The sequence below is a fragment of the Thermobacillus composti KWC4 genome (genome assembly GCF_000227705.2).
Taxonomy (GTDB): domain Bacteria; phylum Bacillota; class Bacilli; order Paenibacillales; family Paenibacillaceae; genus Thermobacillus; species Thermobacillus xylanilyticus.
The window spans coordinates 1-12693 of sequence record NC_019898.1 but is presented as its reverse complement, the minus strand read 5'-3'; the positions used below and the strand labels follow the sequence as shown (position 1 = coordinate 12693).

The following is a 12693-nucleotide window of genomic DNA, read 5'->3' as shown; positions in this document are numbered from 1 at the left end:
CGTGCGAGGAAACTTTATGGCAAAACTGCTTCTGCAAAAGGTTTATACCGTAAGTAAAAAACACTCGGCGCCGCGGTTGTGGCTGCAGCATCTTGTATGCGAAACAGCCCAGTTCAAGCCGGGAGAGGATTTGTTCGTTCGGGTTGACGAAGACGAGAAAACAATCGTCATTCAAAACAAGCCTTTCGAAGAAGAAGGGGACGTTCACGAGATTCACGTATCTTCAAGAGTGAACCGAATTAGCGGGGAGCCTCGGCCTTTGGTGGACACCTGCGGCGTCCGGTACACATCGGTACTATGCGTCCAGGATAAAATCGAAATCAGCGTTTATCGTCACGACGGGTATTCCCAAGTCATTGTACGACCGCTGCGCTACCGCTTGTTCGAAGAGGAGTCGTTTGAAGCGCCGTCAGACCAACGCATTTCGCTCCTGTCGCTTTGTGCGGGCGCTGGGATAGGTACAGCTATATTTTGTGATACCCAGGCATATACCGCCGTTATGGAGGTCGAAATCGAAGAAGATAGCGCGTCCGTTTTGAAGCACAACTTTCCTCACTCGTATTTGTTTAACGGCGACCTGCGGGATTGTCACATTACCGCGAAAGCGGACGTTGCGTTCGTCACGCTTAGCTGCACCGAAAGTTCGACGTTAGGCGACGGCGGAGAAGGATATTTCGATAATGTTATTCTCGGCAGCTTCAAGATACTGAAAAGCGCAGAGCCCCGCGTCATCTTCTTTGAGAACGTGCCATCGTTCTACAATTCGCGCCCGTTCAAAGACTTGCGGGAGCTGCTTTCTACTGATTATCCCTATTGGGTTGGACCGATACGAATTGACAGCTATCATTTCGGAAGCATCGCCAAGCGCGATCGGTCTTATGCTTTATGCATGCGGGAGCGGGAGGACTTTGAATCGTTTCGTATTCCTGAACCGCCGGCTTTCCGCCGCAAAAAGCTGAAAGAGTATCTCGACCCGAAAGGTACCGAGCATGAATGGAAGCCTCTCGACAAGTGGATGGCCAGTTTTCAATCCAAAGCGGAAAAGAACAATTCGTGGGCAGATCGGAGCATTGAGAAGACGTTTGTGGATCCGGATACTTGTACTCAGCTGCAGTGCATTCCTCGTCGGTATCGTTCGCATAGTGCCAGCAACTCCTATGTGCTGAATGAAGATCAGACAAAATGGCGGTTCTTGTCTGTGAGTGAACTTCGGCGCATTTTTGAAATACCGGATTGGTTTGAGTTTCCTAAGCATATCCCGGTTTACCGGATCTATGAAATGATCGGCCAATCGGTATGCGGACGTGTGATTCGTGCCTTTGCGAACGAAATCGCCACGATGTTTTTTCGGCGTTATGCCAAACAAACACAGGCGAAGCGGGAGCGGGATCTCCCGTTTAACTTGACGATGGATAATGGAGGCCAGATTGGGTTTCTGATATGAATTTCCTTACGAATTTGTAGGAGGGCGGTTAATGCCGCCCTTTTTTATTTCAGCATCACTGAAGTTAAGGTTTGAAAAACAACACACTTGTTTGTATAATGAGTAGATCGGAACATTTGTTCGTATCGGAGGGAGTTTTCGTGAAATGGCTTCAAAAATGCTTTCCAATGGGGAGTCGAAGCTTGATTTTTGGTGTACACCAATTCTTGTGGCACCCCTATACGGTTTATAGAGCTTGGAAAAGTTTATATGGGCGCCCGAATTGGCGCGAATTCATCTGCATCATCATCCATGATTGGGGATATTGGAATTCGCCGAATATGGACGGACCGGAAGGCCGGCGGCACCCTGAAACGGGTGCGAGGATTGCCAGATGGCTCCTTGGTCAAGAATATGGCGACTTAGTGCTCTATCATAGCCGACACTATGCCAGGCAGCTTGGCATCCCCCCGAGCAAGCTTTGCTGGGCCGATAAACTTTCGGTCATATACGAGCCTAAATGGTTTTATCTACTTCGGGCGAAACTGTCTGGAGAAATCCATGAGTACCGAATCAACGGAAAACATGAGTTTGGCTTGGATCGGTCGCACAGCGAGTGGTTTGACTGGCTTCAAGGGGAGCTGGTGAAGTTGGCGGAAGCGAAACGAGGGGATGCGATTCCGTACCAATTTGAGAGAGGTTAAGGATTGTGCGAACGATCCCGAACTAATATTTCTATTGACTGGAAACAAGTCTATTTGGAATGGTATAATAGATTCGCACAACTTCAAATCACCCGAAGACTTTAGGGTGTTCGTGGTGGTACTTGCGTGGGGAACATCTCTCCGGTCATCGGCAGATGACCCGGCTGATTGACTAAACACGTCATCAGCAAGGAGGGATGGCACATGGATACTTTCCAAACGATAATGGTCATGCTAGCGTTTGGCACCTTTGTGCTGACGCTGCTGAGTTTCATTTTCAGCCATGTCGGAAAAAGAAAGTAACCGCCCCCTGCGCAAAAGGTAGCGGTTACTCCTCCCTTTAATAATCCGGAGAGTACCGTGCCCCACCCAAGAAAGAGGTTGTGCGGCCGGCATCTGCCGGAAGGAAGCCCAGAGTGCCCGCTCCGGGCTTCCTTTATTTATTGCCAAATTTCTTTACCATAATCATATCATGTTGCGTGTCTGATCGCAATGCCGATGTCTTTCGCTTGTGCTCTCCCTTTATTTTATTCAAGTATTCATGATATAATAAACTCATTACGAATTACCATAAATTTTCTTTGCCGTTCACTGATTCGGCAAAGAAGGGGCGCTGCAGGGAAAGCAGCTTAAATAAAGGGCAGTATTTTGGAAGGTTCGAGAGCATACGGAATTCGTATGCTTTTTTCGTACCTTCTTTTTTTATGTCCAAAAAGGAGGAAAAATATGCAAAACAAAGGTGGCAATGAGAACTTGGTATCGCAGTCGGCAGAGAAAATCACGTATCTTCCCCAATATTTGTACACGACTAGCGGCGCTCGATTTGAATGTCTCCACGTCGGGGAGGGGAAGACATACGCTGAATACTATCTCTGCACACCGGATGAACTCCATCTCCATGATTCCAGCGAATTACTCATGGTCTTATGGGAAGATAGCGGCTACGTCGGTTACTATCATGGAATCAGGTTTTGGAATGAAAGTTTTAGTGTCCAAGGAGGAGGAAATTGAAACGATGGATCGATACGAGTTTGTGGAGAACAAGCACAAGGTTGCCGTCGGCGATCGGCTACGCAATTACTGCAACCTTGTCGCGGATGTATGGGATTACTTGGAGAGAACCGGGTTTCGGTTTCATGGGGTTGTTCGCGATTGGTCGGCTGTATTTTTCAACGGTCTTTATTATGCCGTACACCATTTCATCGATGAACAGCCGCAGGAGGATTGTATTCCCCCGGACAGTTGGGTGGCCTGGCATCATATTTTTCGGCGCGATTCCGTACCTGGGGCGCTTTTTTCGTTTTTGGAGGAAATCGGGTTCCGTCTCTACGTTCCGGTACAAGCGTTTGTTGATGCTTGGCTCGATGACGGTAGGGACTGGCACTATATGAGCCCGAAACACAAGTTCCAAATATGGTGTTTCCATCCTTCGTGTTCCCTGCTTGTGGAGCTGTATATGCAAAAGCAGATTCCGCCGTATGGCGCCAAAAAGGTGCCAATCCCTTTTCCGCAAGACCGGTTCCAACCATGCCTGGATTTCATTGTGGAAGTGATGGAATCGCCGCGGGAGAGGGGCAGGGTCATTGAGGGGGAGTCCTTAGACCTTTTGGAAAAAGTGGACGACGAACTGCTCGCAATTACGCGGGCGCGGATTAAAAAAATTTATGACGAACACTCCTGGATCGGACTGCTCAATTCTGGCGGGGTTGATTCTCGTCTTGTGCTGCAATTGATGATTGAGCACGCCATAAAAAATCCGGATCCTTCGAAGCGCATTATGGTCATCTCTGCAGACACGCTTGTTGAAAATCCCGGCGTAAAGAAGATCATTCACGAGCTTCGGGATGCTCTCTGCAAGTCGTTTCCGTGGATAGAATACCACATTGTCGAGCCCAAAGAGGACAATACCCTCCTGGTTTGCATTATTGGCAAGGGGTATCAAGCGCCGTCCGTCACGTTCAAGTATTGCGTGCGCCGGCTAAAAATCGAACCGGCGCGCGAATTTCTTGAAGCTGTTTTTCTGGCGGAGGGCCCCGAAGATACTTGCCTTGTGATGGGTACCCGCGACAATGAAAGCACGGAACGAAATCGCAGCTTAAACAAGCACTTCGGGGAGGATTTCTACGGCCATCACCCGGTAGGTAACATTCGAACGGCCAGCCCGATCCGCGATTGGACAAAGCAAGAAGTTGTCACATATCTTGCGTTCAATCGGGCGCCGTGGAAAGGGGCCCGGAACACGGAGTTATTGGCGTTCTACGGTAATGCAGCCGGCAGTGAATGTCCGCTCGGTGCCGCTGTCGTGAACGACAACGAGGCGATGATGCAATGCGGAAAATCTGCTCGGATGGGATGTTATTTGTGTACGATTTCGAATGACAAAAGCATGGGAAATCTGATTAAAACGTTCCCCGAGTACGAGAAGTATTACCGTTTCCGGGCCATTCTCAAGGCGATTGGTCAAGACATCAGGTACGGCGGCATGACCGGATTTCAGCGCATCGGCAAGTCGAAAATCGGCAGCGGAATTGGAGACTTGACGATCGATTGCAGGACTCATCTACTGCAGGCGATGGCAAGGCTTCAAATCGAATGGCGAAAAAACGAGATTTTGACCGCGTATCAGATGGTTCTCCAGAGGGAAACTCTCGAAGGCTTTCCGGTCACAGAGCGTTTTAGGGAAGCGATTTACGCACTCTTGGATTTTCGTCCTGGATTCAGAGGGGTTTTGTGTCATCCGATTTTCGACCCGTTCGGGACCGGTGTAGACCAAGTAACTCCCGAAGACGCCAAGGCGATTCAACGAATTCTGACCCAAGAGTCACTTGTGGGCTAATAGGAAAAGAAGAAAGGGGTATTTCAAATGAATCGGAATGACGTCCTATGGTTTATTGTTTCCGGAAGAGAGACGGCCAAATGTAACTATGAGAAGGGGATTTATTCTCTCGATAAAGCCATTGGTCATTTAGCTTGCCTGGTCAACTTGGCCGCGGCAAACGACATGTACGTCGTGATGAGACAAATCCATGAAGATATTCTGTATCTTCGCCATCTCGAATCTCGGAAAGCAAATGAGGCGGCAGAAGGTTACTCTTTGGCCCAAGCTTCATTGAACGAGCATAGGACGGTTATTTGAGCTTGAAGAGGAATTTGTCTAAGATCACCGTCAGGGATCGACATCCATAGGCTTTACTCCGGCCAAGGCGGAGCGTGAGAAATTTACCCCCCCCCGCCTTGGTACGGGGGGCTATGGAGGGTAATTCGAATTATGGTGGAGCAGCTGAATCTTTTCGACTACTTTCCTAATCAATCCAGCGAAATAAATTCGACAAATGACGTAATGGCTGGAGCGGGAAGGAAAAAATATGCTTACGACTGCGGCGAAGAATTGAAGGGAGCACGAAAGCACTTTTCTGCGGCTAAATTCTCAAAAGAGTGGCGCGAAGCAATCGAGATGGATCCGGCGCAGGCATTCAAGTTGGTCTGCAAGGACGAGCTGCTTTCCGACTTTGATCCGAAGCGCTTGAGGGATGATGGTTTTTCCTCCGAAGCGGCTTATGCCGTTAAACTTATGTGGGATCGTGTATGCCAGCGGCCGGATGATAATGCACAGCAAAGAGAGTATTTCATCCAGGCTGTCAACCAATTGCGCACGATTCTATCGGAGGCCCGAACGGAGGAAATGTTTCGGGCAGCAATCGATCAGTTGCGCCAATACATCAGGAACGCTTTTCTGTCCACGCTCCATTACAAGGCCAAATCGGATACTGAGTTGCTGGAATACCGGTTCTGGTTATCGCTTGGTGAGCGGTTTATATCCCTGTTTATTCCGAAGTCGGGAAGGGGAAAACCGGGCTACCATAAAATTTTTGAGCGGGCCTTTTATTCGGATGAAGCGAAAAACTGGGCGTGGGCAGAAGAAAGAAAGCGCGGTGAGACAAAGCGGTCCGAGAACGTCGAACGATGGGAGAGAATGGTTCCGGAAGAAGTCGTGAGGCATTCGATCGAGCCATCCGGTGTCAACAAGCCGGAAGACTTGATCAATGAATACGGCTTCCGCGGCATTCAGTTCGGCAATTGGGTCGAAGATGCTGCCGGCAGATATCATGTTCTATGCGCGGGTAACGCTTTTGCCGATTTATCTTCCGTCTTGGGACTTAACCGGCTGAGCGTTTCCTTCTATGGATTGCTCGGCATCGCGTTTGGTGCCCGCGGCTCCGGATCCGCTGCAGCCCATTTCGAACCGGCTACAAACGTCATTAACTTAACAAAAATCAATGGTGGTGGCGCTTTGTGCCACGAATGGGCTCATGCTCTTGATTGCAACCTTTACTCGTATTCCCATCGGTTTACCAATGGGAAGCGGGCGTTTTTATCCGGGAACGAACCCGGCGAATTTCTCCCGGCCGAGGTATCCCGGGCTTTCAAATTGCTGATGAAGGCGATAAAAAGCGGGAAAGGGTTTCTCCGGATAGCGGTAACCGATCCGCTTCCTCGTCCTTCCGGACGCTATGTTGATGGTGTGACGAAAAGCCTTATTGATAACGGATACGACATCAACAAAGCGCTGGCTGCCCTGAAAGGCAGGTACAGAATCAATCAGAAAACCTGGAAAGACATTGGGATTTATTATTGCAACATGCTCTTGGAAGAGGGTAGAGAAGTACCAAAGGAGTTTTTAATTCCCACGGATGAAAGTTCGTTTTATCTCGATGCAAAACGGCGTGGCGCCTACTGGAAACGCGATCACGAATTGTTTGCGCGGGCGTTCGAAGCGTGGATCGAAGATGAGCTTGTTGATCGCGGGATGACAAACTCCTACCTGGTTAGTGGCACCCGTTGCATTGACGGCCCTTATCCATATGGAGAAGAACGGTTAAATATAAACCAATCTTTCCGGAACTGGTGGAAATCGATACTTGATTCAGGGATTCTCTCTGAAATCCGACTCTGGAAAAATGGGGGGCATCCGCATGGATAAGAAAGAAAGAATTGAATCCGCGATCGAACGTAAACGGAACGAACTAAACGAAGCAGGCAGGAAATATGGATTGGGTTCCCCGGTTGTATTGAGTAAGTCGCAAGAGTTGGACGACTTGCTTAATAAATTTATGATGATGAAAAGACAAGCGGCGAATTAGCCGCTTGTTTTTTTATAATAATAGGAATTGCTTGGTTGTTTTGATTTGGTTTCTTTGCTTAATGAGTAATTCTTAGATACTTAATTATTTGGTTTCAAATGTTGAGAGAGGGTCAGTCAAAATTTGATAGACGGGCTTTTAATCCTGGATAGGGGGTCTTTCAAAGTTTGAAAGGCGTTTTTCGCCTATCAATTTTTGATAAGCCGCTTTTCAAATTTTGAAAGGCGGTAAATCTGTGGATATGTCGCCTTTCAATTTTTGAGAAGCGACGCCTATGAAATTTTTATAGGCCGCTTATCTATTTTTGATAGGCAGCCTTTCAATTTTCTATAGTCTGCTTGTCAGTTTATGAAAAGCGATCGATAACCAAAAAAAGACGGAAGGTTTTATCATCTTCCGTCGAGTGCCTCATATTTCAATTCGACAAAATTCGGGTCATGTTGCCGCAATGTTCGATACACAAGGTCGTTGTATCTCGATTGAACCCATTCCTTTACGAATGTATTAGGGGTGCAGATGACGTATGTATGGTTGCGCTTAATACAGAATGTTCCTCGAAACCAAGTATCGAAGGAAGGTTTCGATAATTTATGCTCCAAGTTTTTTAGAACTGCAGCCCAAATATTACGGTCTTGTTCGCTGGCTTCTTTTTCATAGATTTTCCGCTTGATTTGTAATTCTTTCTCCAATTCGAGTGTCGATTTTTGTTTGCGGACAACCTTTCCTTTTTGAAGGACGTCCTCATATATTTCGTTGTAGTCCAATTTGGTGTCGAGAGTGAGGTTTTGGTTGAAAGTCTCTACTATTTGCTGCATGTAACGATCATGATCCAATTTCAATTCGGTCGGCAGCTGTTCATATAGTTCTTGGGGGAGAAACGGTACTTTTTTTCTAACTTTGAAAAGAGGGCTTTCCTCCATGTTGTTTTTGTCCGCATTTTGGACATAGAACATAAATACGAATCCGTACTTCTCTAATGTGCCCAATATTTTTTTCAGTGTGTTTCGGCTGCGATTCATTTTTTGTCCTATTAACTTGAGGTCAGGCCAACAGTAGTCACGATCCCCATAGCAATAGCGTTTCAAATGGCCATAGAGAGCCACGCCAGAATCGGAAAGAAAATGTCCCCAGTAATCGTACACATAATTGCTGATAATGGTTACATGCCCATCGACATAGGGGATAGGTTGGCCATGCTTGTCTAAAGAAAATCTACGGACTTCTTCTTCCGGAACATAAATTCTTTCATTCTCTTTTTTCATGTATGTTTGCTCGTTGTCGCCAACCATACGTAATACCGCTTCATCTTCAATGTAACGATTACGATAATACAGCAATCTGTGATGTGTTCCCTTTAAGTTTTTATCGATCACTACCCATTCTCCTTTGCAAAATCGCCCCAGGAGAGTGGACTCATCACTTCATTTTGTGGTAGACTAGATGAGTGAAGTCCCTGCGTATCCAACTAATGTCCGTGCTTGGCGGCTGGTAACATTTAGTTGGGTTCTGAATCGGGGGGCTTTATTTTTTGCCTATAAAAATATCGATTGTTATATATATATTAATATATTACTATTACGTTCATCCACTCCTCTTTTTGTGACAGTTAAGAATTATTGTCTTCATCGTCCGCAATGTTTGTTTTATATAATCTATTTTTATATTTTTAATGTTTTACAATGAATAATTGTTTACCGTATCGCATAAGCATTGATATATATAGCCAATCTGTGCCTGGCCGTCACAAAAAGGGGAGTAGATCGTCACATTTGTAGGGGTTTAGCCGTCACAGATCGAGGAGTTCTCAGTCACAAAAAAAGGTGTGGATAGTCACAGCTTAGGGAGTCAGTCTGTCACATATTGAGGAGTTAGTTTTAACGAAAATCACCCAATTTGTTACCGTTAATTTATTTCGTTTGATGCTCAGCATTAATTTGGGCGGCAAAAAGACTATCTAACTCCTTTTTTTGTGACAGCTAGGAAGAATAATAACTCCACTTTTTGTGACAACTGCCCGGGTGGAGGGTTGGTTTAATCCTTAACATGTGACGACGGGGCGATCCATTGAGGTCGCAGAACCGCGTTAACAGTCCTTTTTTTGTGACTTTAAGCCGTTACGCCAGTAGGTAGATGTTGAACTCCTTACTTTGTGACAGGTTGTAGACTCCTTTTTTTGTGACGGGCCGGTTCATAGGCGCTAAAGAACCAGCTGCTGTCACAAAAAGAGGAGTTTCCTCCATTCCCCCATCCGATATCATCAGAGCCGTCACATTTCAAAGAGTAACTATCGGCTTCATTCCATCGTTACCAATCACAAAAAGGGGAGTTTTCGCGGCGCCGCCGTCACATTTTGAGGAGTAAGAATCCCGCTTCCCAGGCTGCGTCACAAAAAGGGGAGTATTTGTGAGGCTTTTTGAGAACCCCAATTACTCCACTTTTTGTGACAACTGCCCAGGTAGAGAACTATCATACTCCTTTATGTGTGACAGGTCGGTCCATTAACGGTTATGATCTGCCGCAAATACTCCTTTTTTTGTGACGGTTAACAAGGGGAATGAGATTAAATGACTCCCCGAAATGTGACGGGTCGGCTCAATAGCGTGGCAGGAGAGGGAGAAAAGCTCCTCTTTATGTGACAGCCACCGAGATATGGCAATGTTACTCCCTTTTTTGTGATGGGAGGCGCTGATTTTGCTCCTCAAAATGTGACGGATCGGTCCAGATGGCGGGTTATTCTGGATTTATCTTACTTTGTCACCATATTTTAAGACAACACTATCCCGAATAACTCCTTTTTTTGTGACAGCAATCCGAACAGTAGAGTTTTTGGAAACGTTTTAGCTGTCACAAAAAGAGGAGTCAACGGTCACATATTTAGGAGTGGAAATTTAATTGCATGAAGTTTATATTGGAAAATAGGAATAGGGGGTGTCGAGATTGGTAGTAGAACAACTTGAGTTTGACTTGGAGCCAAGTCATCTTTCGCCGGATTATATTGTCACCAAGTCAAACGTTCTAATCGAAATGCCTCTGAGCCTTGATCTGCAAGAAATGAGGATAATTTACACCTTGATTTCGCTGATTCAACCCGAGGACGAGGATTTCAAAACTCACTTTTTAAGGGTCAAAGAGTTGGCGGAAATCTTGGACATACAGGAAAAAAATTATTATAAGAAAATCCGCGATGTGGTTGTTGGCTTGCAGCGCAAGCAGCTCGTCATTCGAGAAAATGGCGGCGAGTCCGATTTGGTAGTAAACTGGTTGTCTGCATCAAGATATCATCACCGCAAGGGCTTGGTTGAACTGGAATTTTCGCCGCAGCTGAAGCCGTATCTGTTAAAGTTAAAGAAGAACTTTACATATTACAAGTTGTCCAATGTTCTTGTCCTAAAGAGTAAATACTCTATTCGTTTATATGAAATTCTGAAGAGATACCTTAGCTTCGGTAAAAAGCGATTTACTATCGAACAATTGAGACATTTGCTCGAAATTGAAAAGGACAAGCTCACACATTACGGCCACTTCAAACAACGTGTGCTTCTAAGAGCGCAGGAAGAACTGGCCGAAAAGACGGATATTATGTTCGATTTTGATGAAATCAAAGTTGGACAAAAAGTAGTTTCAATTACTTGCTACATAAAACAGAACAACAGAAAGAAACTCCAGTCGTCGAACGACCCGGTATTTGAAGATGACTCCGCATATAATTTACTGACACGTTTTGGGGTACGAAGCACAACGGCGAAGGAATTAATTAATACATATGGCGAAGATCGTGTGTTGGCCAATATCCGTTACGTTTATGAAAAGAAACAGGACGTAAACATCGACAATATAAGCGGATACATCGTGAAAGCGATCCGTGAAGATTACGTGAACACCAGCAGTGACTACGAAGAGGAAGACGATCTTGATTTTGAAACATCGATACCACAGTTGAATGCACGCATCAATTCCTTGATCGAAAGATATCATGAACAAATCAGGTTGAGTTCAAATGCGGATGAAAGGCGCTTAAAGCAAGAAATGGCGCAGAAAATTGTCGATGAAATTGAAACTACAATTGAGAAGCGGCAAAACAAAAACTTGAGGCCGCTCGATACAGTGGATTTTGAACACCCTTATGCCAGAGAACTATATGATTACTTGTTGGATCACCCTCGGTATTGACGAGGGTGATTTTATTTTCGTCTGCTTGCTTTGCGCGATCTATTTATCGACATGAAGTTAAGAATGTCTTTATTCACTTTTTCTCTTGCCAAAATCCATACTTGTTTAGCTTCTTCCTGCGACATGACGGACGAGCTCTCCTCCATAAACTTCTGCTCGATCACAAAAGAAGGAGTCAATGCTGTGGTATCACGGAAGTTTTCAAGGAAGTAGTAAATGAATTGGTATTGATGGACCGTTAATCCATTAAGCGGCAAACCAAAATAACCTGTGTCCAATAATTTTGATATGTACGGTATCGGATGAAGAACGTTGCGTTGGCGGATATATTCGATGGCAGCCACAATTGCGTATTCCCCGTGACGAATCCACTTGGAATATTGTTTGTATGAAAGTGCTATTCCAGCGTCCGCGGCAAGAGCTTTTACATCATCATAAAAATACTCGTGATTAACATTTAATTCGATATGAGTCGCTAATCTCGTTGCATAAAAGACTACGGCCTTTACCATCTTCCCTTCTGTGATTTCCTCCATCTTGAGCTTGACGCCGAAGTTTTGTTCCAGTTCCTTAATAGCTGGCGACAAGACGCGGGCTTTCAGGTTCGCATAACGAGGATATTTATCTTCCAGGCCCATCAGTGTTCTCAATTGTTGAAGCGGGATTTGCTCTCCCGACCAAATTTGGTCCCGGATAAGAATATACAGAATTGCCGTGTAAATACTTTCCACGCGAAGAAGTCTCGTGATCTCCGACGTATTTACGATTTTATTTATGCGAGTGAAGATGACTTCGACTGCAGGGTTTAGCTCGATAGTAAATTCAGCGCTGCCAGCCGGGATAACGATCCGTTGAAACAATGGCAGTTCAAAAGATAGTGCTCCTGTTGTTATAGTTACATTCTGTTTCGCAAGTGTGCTGATGTCGTTTTTGAGCTCGGCGTACTTCACATATTTACGGCCGGCGCGCCGGGAAAAATCGACTAAAGACAGCTTGTAGAGATGCTTGGGGTGTAAATTGTGTCGAATGTGATCCGATATCCACAATAACACCTTCATCTCTGTTAATGACAAATGATTCGTTCCAAAATACTGTTGTGTAAATGATGACACGGCGGGGATTCACCTACTTTCTCCTGTTATTATACCGCACGGAATGCGTTTAATATGACCCCTCTTTTATCCTTCGGAGAATAATGCTATAATTTAATCATTACATGAAACGCTATGATTTTCTTCGCCGTACCTGGATTCGG

10 protein-coding genes are annotated in these 12693 nt (G+C 45.5%); 8 read left to right on the top strand and 2 right to left on the bottom strand.

From position 1 onward, the window contains the following. The first annotated feature begins 16 nt into the window (after window positions 1-16). From THECO_RS19470 to THECO_RS19445, 7 genes are all read left to right on the top strand, one after another. On the top strand, window positions 17-1444 hold the full coding sequence (locus THECO_RS19470) for a DNA cytosine methyltransferase (RefSeq protein WP_015256693.1): 1428 nt from the start codon (window positions 17-19) through the stop codon (window positions 1442-1444). Window positions 1445-1584: 140 nt separating this feature from the next. Next, window positions 1585-2127: a hypothetical protein gene (locus THECO_RS19465; protein ID WP_157373756.1), complete on the top strand. Its 543-nt coding sequence runs from the start codon at window positions 1585-1587 to the stop codon at window positions 2125-2127. Window positions 2128-2331: 204 nt separating this feature from the next. Next, on the top strand, window positions 2332-2430 hold the full coding sequence (locus tag THECO_RS22770) for a putative holin-like toxin (RefSeq protein WP_015256691.1): 99 nt from the start codon (window positions 2332-2334) through the stop codon (window positions 2428-2430). Window positions 2431-3142: 712 nt separating this feature from the next. Further along, window positions 3143-4963 (top strand): phosphoadenosine phosphosulfate reductase domain-containing protein, encoded by a 1821-nt coding sequence (locus THECO_RS19460; protein ID WP_015256689.1) that lies wholly within the window; start codon window positions 3143-3145, stop codon window positions 4961-4963. Window positions 4964-4990: 27 nt separating this feature from the next. Continuing rightward, a complete protein-coding gene (locus THECO_RS19455; RefSeq protein ID WP_015256688.1) occupies window positions 4991-5263 on the top strand; it encodes a hypothetical protein in 273 nt (90 codons plus the stop codon). Window positions 5264-5395: 132 nt separating this feature from the next. Beyond that, window positions 5396-7108 (top strand): LPD1 domain-containing protein, encoded by a 1713-nt coding sequence (locus tag THECO_RS20795; protein ID WP_015256687.1) that lies wholly within the window; start codon window positions 5396-5398, stop codon window positions 7106-7108. Beyond that, the gene (locus THECO_RS19445) at window positions 7101-7268 is read left to right on the top strand and encodes an aspartyl-phosphate phosphatase Spo0E family protein (RefSeq protein WP_157373755.1); all 168 of its coding nucleotides are present in this window, start codon (window positions 7101-7103) and stop codon (window positions 7266-7268) included. The genes THECO_RS20795 and THECO_RS19445 overlap by 8 nt, the downstream gene beginning before the upstream one ends. 389 nt (window positions 7269-7657) lie before the next feature. Here THECO_RS19445 and THECO_RS19440 read toward each other — a convergent pair whose 3' ends face one another. Further along, window positions 7658-8641 (bottom strand): helix-turn-helix domain-containing protein, encoded by a 984-nt coding sequence (locus THECO_RS19440; protein ID WP_015256685.1) that lies wholly within the window; start codon window positions 8639-8641, stop codon window positions 7658-7660. 1564 nt (window positions 8642-10205) lie between these two features. On the opposite strand from THECO_RS19440, the gene THECO_RS20790 reads away from it, so the two are divergent. Beyond that, window positions 10206-11438 (top strand): replication initiation protein, encoded by a 1233-nt coding sequence (locus THECO_RS20790; RefSeq protein ID WP_015256684.1) that lies wholly within the window; start codon window positions 10206-10208, stop codon window positions 11436-11438. Window positions 11439-11449: 11 nt separating this feature from the next. On the opposite strand, the gene THECO_RS19430 is transcribed toward THECO_RS20790, so the two are convergent. Then, window positions 11450-12550, bottom strand: coding sequence for a replication initiation protein (locus THECO_RS19430; RefSeq protein ID WP_015256683.1), 1101 nt, complete (start codon window positions 12548-12550; stop codon window positions 11450-11452). Window positions 12551-12693 lie beyond the last annotated feature (143 nt).

What these genes read in the sequence shown, in the direction of transcription:
- THECO_RS19470 (WP_015256693.1), top strand. Translation starts at nt 17, where the DNA reads ATGGCAAAACTGCTTCTGCAAAAGGTTTATACCGTAAGTAAAAAACAC.
- THECO_RS22770 (WP_015256691.1), top strand. Translation starts at nt 2,332, where the DNA reads ATGGATACTTTCCAAACGATAATGGTCATGCTAGCGTTTGGCACCTTT.
- THECO_RS19460 (WP_015256689.1), top strand. Translation starts at nt 3,143, where the DNA reads ATGGATCGATACGAGTTTGTGGAGAACAAGCACAAGGTTGCCGTCGGC.
- THECO_RS19455 (WP_015256688.1), top strand. Translation starts at nt 4,991, where the DNA reads ATGAATCGGAATGACGTCCTATGGTTTATTGTTTCCGGAAGAGAGACG.
- THECO_RS20795 (WP_015256687.1), top strand. Translation starts at nt 5,396, where the DNA reads ATGGTGGAGCAGCTGAATCTTTTCGACTACTTTCCTAATCAATCCAGC.
- THECO_RS19445 (WP_157373755.1), top strand. Translation starts at nt 7,101, where the DNA reads ATGGATAAGAAAGAAAGAATTGAATCCGCGATCGAACGTAAACGGAAC.